General features: G+C 69.1%; 6 protein-coding genes. 4 read left to right on the forward strand and 2 right to left on the reverse strand.

Annotation, left to right across the window (positions count from 1 at the left end):
* A partial coding sequence (locus ACFTZB_RS41445; protein ID WP_378441135.1) for a DEAD/DEAH box helicase occupies window positions 1–1661 on the reverse strand: 1661 nt, incomplete at its 3' end.
* A 253-nt stretch (window positions 1662–1914) separates the two neighbouring features.
* Between ACFTZB_RS41445 and ACFTZB_RS41450 the strand changes: the two genes are divergently transcribed.
* Window positions 1915–3087, forward strand: a complete 1173-nt coding sequence (locus ACFTZB_RS41450) for a YihY/virulence factor BrkB family protein (RefSeq protein WP_378441128.1) — start codon at window positions 1915–1917, stop codon at window positions 3085–3087.
* On the opposite strand, the gene ACFTZB_RS41455 is transcribed toward ACFTZB_RS41450, so the two are convergent.
* On the reverse strand, window positions 3060–3296 hold the full coding sequence (locus ACFTZB_RS41455) for a DUF3039 domain-containing protein (RefSeq protein WP_185729341.1): 237 nt from the start codon (window positions 3294–3296) through the stop codon (window positions 3060–3062). The genes ACFTZB_RS41450 and ACFTZB_RS41455 overlap by 28 nt on opposite strands.
* A gap of 77 nt (window positions 3297–3373) precedes the next feature.
* Here ACFTZB_RS41455 and ACFTZB_RS41460 point away from each other — a divergent pair, with 77 nt between their 5' ends.
* The 3 genes from ACFTZB_RS41460 (at window position 3374) to ACFTZB_RS41470 (ending at window position 6380) form a co-directional block, all read left to right on the forward strand.
* Complete coding sequence (locus ACFTZB_RS41460) at window positions 3374–3733, forward strand: DUF3099 domain-containing protein (protein ID WP_005261100.1); 360 nt, start codon at window positions 3374–3376, stop codon at window positions 3731–3733.
* A gap of 30 nt (window positions 3734–3763) precedes the next feature.
* Entirely contained in the window at window positions 3764–5242 is a 1479-nt protein-coding gene (locus ACFTZB_RS41465; protein WP_378441131.1) for a methyltransferase, read from the forward strand.
* 166 nt (window positions 5243–5408) lie between these two features.
* Complete coding sequence (locus ACFTZB_RS41470) at window positions 5409–6380, forward strand: sigma-70 family RNA polymerase sigma factor (protein WP_378441133.1); 972 nt, start codon at window positions 5409–5411, stop codon at window positions 6378–6380.
* Window positions 6381–6390 lie beyond the last annotated feature (10 nt).

The following is a 6390-nucleotide window of genomic DNA, read 5'->3' on the forward strand; positions in this document are numbered from 1 at the left end:
GTGCCGTGCGGCTTGCCCGTCCGGTGGTGGTGCATCGCGACGAGACTGTTCAGTTCGCGGCGCAGTTGCGCGAGCTGACCGGCGGCCGCCACCCGGTCCGCGACCTGCGGAACCGGCGTGTGCACGGGCGCCGGAGCGGGCTCCTGCTTGTCCAGCTGCTCCGACTGACGCTGACGCAGCAGGGCGCGCATCTGGTCGGCGTCGAGGAGACCGGGCAGACCCAGGTAGTCGGCCTCCTCGTCGGAGCCCGAGAACGTGGCGGTCCCGAAGGACGAGCCGTCGTAGATCACCTGGTCGAGCTCGGCGTCGGCACCGAGCGAGGTGAACGCCTTCTCCTCCTCGCCGAGTTCGTCCTTCTGCTTGTTCGCGTCCGCGAGCAGGTCGTCGTCGAAGCCGTCCTTCTCCCGGTGCGGCTTGCCCAGCACATGGTCGCGCTGCGCCTCCAGCTGGCTGGCGAGGTCGAGCAGCACCGGCACCGACGGCAGGAACACGCTCGCCGTCTCGCCCTTGCGGCGGGACCGCACGAAACGACCGATCGCCTGCGCGAAGTAGAGCGGGGTGGACGCACTGGTGGCGTACACGCCGACAGCCAGGCGGGGGACGTCGACGCCTTCCGACACCATGCGGACGGCGACCATCCACTTCTGGGTGCTCGCGCCGAACTCGGCGATCCGCTTGGAGGCCGTCGGGTCGTCGGAGAGGACCACGACCGGGTCTTCGCCGGTGACCGCCTTCAGGGTCTGCGCGTAGGCGCGGGCGACGGTCTGGTCGGTGGCGATCACGAGGCCGCCCGCGTCGGGCATGCCGCCGGTGCGCAACTGGCCGAGACGGGTGTCGGCGGCGTGCAGGACCGCGGGAATCCAGTCGCCCGACGGGTCCAGGGCCGTGCGCCACGCCCGGGCCGTCTGTTCCGCGCTGAGCGGCTCGCCGAGCCGCGCGGAGAACTCCTCGCCGGCGTTGTTCCGCCAGCGTGCCTCGCCGGAGTACGCGAGGAACACGACGGGCCGGACGACGCCGTCCGCGAGCGCGTCGGAGTACCCGTACGAGTGATCCGCCTTCGAGCGCATCAGACCCTCGCGGTCGGGTTCGTACGTCACGAACGGGATCGCGCTGTCGTCGCTGCGGAACGGCGTACCCGTCAGGGCGAGGCGGCGGGTGGCGTCACCGAACGCCTCCCGGATGGCGTCACCCCAGCTCTTCGCGTCGCCACCGTGGTGGATCTCGTCGAGGATGACCAGCGTGCGCCGGCTCTCGGTGCGGACCCGGTGCTTGAACGGGTGGGAGGCGACCTGCGCGTACGTCACCACCACACCCTGGTAGTCGCTGGACGTCTGCCCGGTCGAGTTCGAGAAGTACGAGTCCAGCGCGATGCCGTTGCGCGCCGCGGACTCGGCCCACTGGTGCTTGAGGTGCTCGGTCGGTGCGACCACCGTCACCTGGTCGACGGTGCGGTCGCGCAGCAACTCGGACGCGACCCGCAGCGCGAACGTGGTCTTACCGGCCCCCGGCGTCGCGACCGCGAGGAAATCCTGGGGTCCGGTGGACAGGTACTTGGTCAGCGCACGACGCTGCCAGGCACGCAGTGACCCCGCGGGCCTGGCTGGTTCGGTCTGTGCGAGGTAGGCCTCGGTGCCCACGATCTGCGCGGCCTCGGTTTCCACTGTCGGCGCCGACTGGGAGCCCACTGTCTCAGCACTCACGGGCTGCCCTCCGCTGGCATGGCACTGTTTGCTCGCACTCCTCGGTATCGATCGACACGTCCGGTCCACACCCGAAGGCGCTGTCCGTCAAGGAGCCTAGCGCCCGGATCCGACGCGAACCGCATTCGCGAGTTCCGATAGTGACAGATTTGTCGCGACACGAGGACGGCAGCGGTGGGCAACCGGGCGTGTCGTCAGGGATGCTGGAAACATCATGACCGAAACACCCTCGACAACACCGCAGAGTGGCGGTGATCCGCCCCGGTCCGGGTGGCATCCGCTACGTCGCGCACTGAGCGTGATCGGTCGCACAGCAAGCAAGGCGTGGGACGATTCGATCTTCGGGAAGGCGGCCACGGCGGCGTTCTGGCAGACGCTGTCGCTGCCCCCGCTCCTACTCGGACTGCTCGGCATGCTCGGCTACGTGGGCGGGTGGTTCGGACCCGACACCGTCGACATCATCCAGTCGAAGATCATCAACTTCAGCGGGACCGTGTTCAGCGACAGCGTGGTCGAACAGATCATCCGCCCGACGGTCGGGGACGTCCTCGAACGGGGACGTCCCGAGATCGTGTCCCTGAGCTTTCTGCTGTCGCTCTGGGCGGGTTCGTCGGCCATCTCCACGTTCGTGGACTCGATCGTCGAGGCCCACGGCCAGCAGGAGGCGCGGCACCCGGTGTGGCAACGCGTGTTCGCGTTGCTGCTCTACGTGATGTTCCTGATTCTCGCCGTGTTCACCCTGCCGCTGGTCGCGCTGGGGCCGACGCTCGTCGGGAGGGTGCTTCCGGAGGCGTGGCGCACCATCGGGACGGAGATCGTCGACACGTTCTACTACCCCGGTGTGGGACTGCTGCTCATCGTCGGCCTGACGACGCTGTACAAGGTGGCGCTCCCCCGGTCGCTGCCCTGGCATCGGCTGCTCGGCGGCGCGCTCGTCGCGGGAGTGTTCTTCCTCGGAGCGAGCACCTGTCTGCGCCGCTACCTCTCGTGGGTCGCGGGAACCGGATACACGTACGGGGCGCTGGCCACGCCGATCGCGTTCCTGCTGTTCACGTTCTTCCTGGGTTTCGCGGTGGTGCTCGGCGCCGAGTTCAACGCCACCGTGCAGGAGTTCTGGCCTGCCCGGGCGACCCGGATCGACCAGATGCGGGACTGGATCGCCGCGCAGGCCGAGAGTTCACCGTCGACGGGTCCGGTGACCAGCCTCACGCGTCGCATCGCCACCGGCCCGATCAAGGTCGTCGGCGACCGTGCCCGGCCGGAGCCGACCGCACCGGGGTCGGGGAACGACGAAAAGCCCGACGGCCCGGTACGCGAATCTCCCGAGCCACCGGGTGTGCGACGAGCGCCGGCGAAGCCTCAGTCGCCCTTGCGCAATCCTTCGTAGATCTTCTTGCAGTCGGGGCAGACCGGCGATCCCGGCTTCGCGGATTTCGTCACCGGAAACACCTCGCCGCACAACGCGACGACGTGAGTGCCCATGACGGCGCTCTCCGCGATCTTGTTCTTCTTCACGTAATGGAAGACCTTGGGAGTGTCGTCATCGGTCGACTCGTCGGTGGTGACGTCGGGCCGTTCCTTGGTTTGAGTGCTCACCCCTCAATAATGCCGCAACCGGCCGGCGATCCCACCCCCCGTGTGCATTTGCCGGCCGACAGTGGAACAGTGGAGACATGGCACGAAGTGCAGGGTTCGGTGGGTCCCACGACGCCGGCTCACCGAGTAATCCGGTTCTCATCACCGAGGCAGCGCGATCCATCGAGGATCAACACCGTGCCCGTGTCCGCAAGTACCTGCTCATCATGTCGTTCCGGTTCCCGGCGCTGATCTTCGCGGCGGTGGCGTACGGCATCTGGGAGAACCCGTGGATCTCGATGGCAATCATCGGCGTGTCGATCCCGCTGCCCTGGATCGCGGTCCTCATCGCGAACGACCGGCCGCCGCGCACCAAGGACGAGCCCAGCCGGTACGACCACCGCGAGTCGCCGTCGACCGCCCTGCCCGCGCCGCCGCACCACACGATCGAGGGCTGACGCCGTCGGGCGTCCTGCAACAATGCACGGGTGAACCGTGACGAACTGCTGTCGATCTGCCCGTCTCTGCGTGCGGCCCTCCTCCGCAATCGGTACGACACGGACACCTTGCTCGATGCGCTGGGCCCCGAGGCCCATGCGGCGTTGAGCCGCAACGAGCCGGTCCCGGTGCGCCGGGCCAGCGCGTCCTGCGGCGAACTCGGCACCCTGATCCGGCTGTTCCTGCTCACCGACGACTGCCCCGCCGGCGAGGTGGCAGCGGCGCTGTCCCCGCTCGCGGTCGACGACGCCGTCGCCGCAGGACTGCTCGAATCCGACGGCGACGTCGTCCGGGCCGCCCTCGACCTGCGGCCGCTGCACATCGGCGGCGGCAACCGCTGGGTGCTCTCCGACCTCGACGGTTCCCTCCGCCCCCGCGAGACCCCCGTCGATCACGTCATCGGCGTCGGGCACGCGTCGCTGTCGCTGCTGCAGGCCACCCCGACCGCACCGGTCGGAACGTTGCTCGACATCGGGACGGGGTGCGGCATCCAGGCCCTGCACGGCGCCTCCTACGCCGACTCGATCACGGCGACGGACCTGAACGTCCGGGCGGTGGACCTGGCGGCCGTCACGGCAGCGCTCAACGAGCAGGAGGTGGAACTGCTCGCCGGGTCGTGGTTCGAGCCGGTCGAGGGCCGCACGTTCGATCAGGTGGTGGCCAATCCGCCGTTCGTCGTGAGCCGCGCCGCAGTGGGCCACACCTACCGCAACTCCGGCCTCGACCTCGACGGCGCGAGCGAACTGATGATCTCCCGGGTGGCCGGCTACCTCGCGCCCGGCGGCACCGCGGCGCTGCTGGCTTCTTGGATCCACGTCGAGGGCGAGGACTGGCGTGCCCGGGTGGCGTCCTGGCTGCCCGCCCACGGGATCGACGCGTGGGTGGTGCAACGGGACGTCGCGGACCCGGCCCTGTACGTGGGCACCTGGATGCGGGACGGCGGCCTCGACACCCGGGATCCGGCCACCGCGACGGTCGCCGAGGACTGGCTGGACCACCTCGCGAGCGCGGACGTGGAGGGAGTCGGTTTCGGGTTCGTCTACCTGCGCCGGACCGACGCACCCACCGACCTCATGGCGGAGGACCTCACGCACGGCTTCACCGATCCGCTCGGCGCGGAGGCTCTCGCGTACTTCGAGCGGGTGGCGTGGCTGCGCGACCACGACGTGCTCACCTCCCGGTTCCGGGTCGAGGAGAGCACCGCCCTGGAGCGGGTGTTCCTGCCCGGCGACGAGGGATGGACGCAGGTGGTCGCCCGGTTGCACCGGGGGAACGGCCCGGCGTGGCAGCACGAGGTCGACGATCTCGTCGCCTCGCTCGTCGCGGGCATGCGCGGCGACGGCCTGGTGCTGGGCGAACTGATCGAACTCCTCGCCGCCGCGCACGGGGTCGACGCCGAAGAACTCGCGCAGTCGGCGGTGCCGCTCGTGCACGCCCTCGTCCGGCACGGACTGGTGCTCCCCGCGTAGCCGCCGGGTTCCCGATCCGTCCCCCTTATACGTGTTCTCAGCAACTTCTCAGGACCGAATCGAGAAACCCGCAGGTCACAGCCTCTTCGTAAATTACCGGCCGGGAACTTTCCCGGGCCGTCGGTGCGTTGATCCATATGAGACACCACCGATGAGGAGGCAAGTCATGACAAGCCCCAGCACCACTACTCGCATTCGCCCCAGCGCCGCCGATCTGGACGCCCAGAGCCCCGCTGCCGACCTGGTCCGCGTCTACCTGAACGGAATCGGCCGCACAGCTCTGCTGACGGCCGCAGACGAGGTGGAACTGTCCAAGCGAATCGAGGCTGGGCTGTACGCCGCGCACATCCTGGAGACCGGGAAGCGCCTCTCCCCCGCCAAGAAGCGCGACCTCGCGACGATCGTCCGGGAAGGACAGTCCGCCCGCGCGCACCTCCTCGAGGCCAACCTGCGGCTCGTCGTGTCGCTCGCGAAGCGGTACACCGGACGCGGCATGCCCCTGCTGGACCTCATCCAGGAGGGCAACCTCGGCCTGATCCGCGCGATGGAGAAGTTCGACTACGCGAAGGGGTTCAAGTTCTCGACGTACGCCACCTGGTGGATCCGTCAGGCGATCACCCGTGGCATGGCCGACCAGAGCCGCACGATCCGGCTGCCAGTGCACCTCGTGGAGCAGGTCAACAAGCTGGCCCGCATCAAGCGGGAGCTGCATCAGCAACTCGGGCGTGAGGCGACCGACGACGAACTGGCCGAGGAGTCGGGGATCCCGGCGCACAAGATCGCGGATCTGCTCGACCACAGCCGCGACCCGGTGAGCCTCGACATGCCGGTCGGCAACGACGAGGAGGCCCCGCTGGGCGACTTCATCGAGGATTCCGAGGCCACGTCCGCGGAGAACGCCGTGATCGCCGGTCTCCTGCACAGCGACGTGCGCACCGTGCTCGCCACCCTCGACGAACGTGAGCAGCAGGTCATCCGCCTGCGGTACGGCCTCGACGACGGCCAGCCCCGCACCCTCGACCAGATCGGCAAGCTCTTCGGGCTCTCCCGCGAGCGCGTCCGGCAGATCGAGCGCGAGGTGATGGGCAAGCTGCGTCAGGGCGACCGCGCCGAGCGGCTGCGTTCCTACGCGAGCTGACCCCCAAGTC

It is taken from the genome of Rhodococcus sp. NPDC057014 (genome assembly GCF_042673295.1).
GTDB lineage: Bacteria > Actinomycetota > Actinomycetes > Mycobacteriales > Mycobacteriaceae > Rhodococcus_F.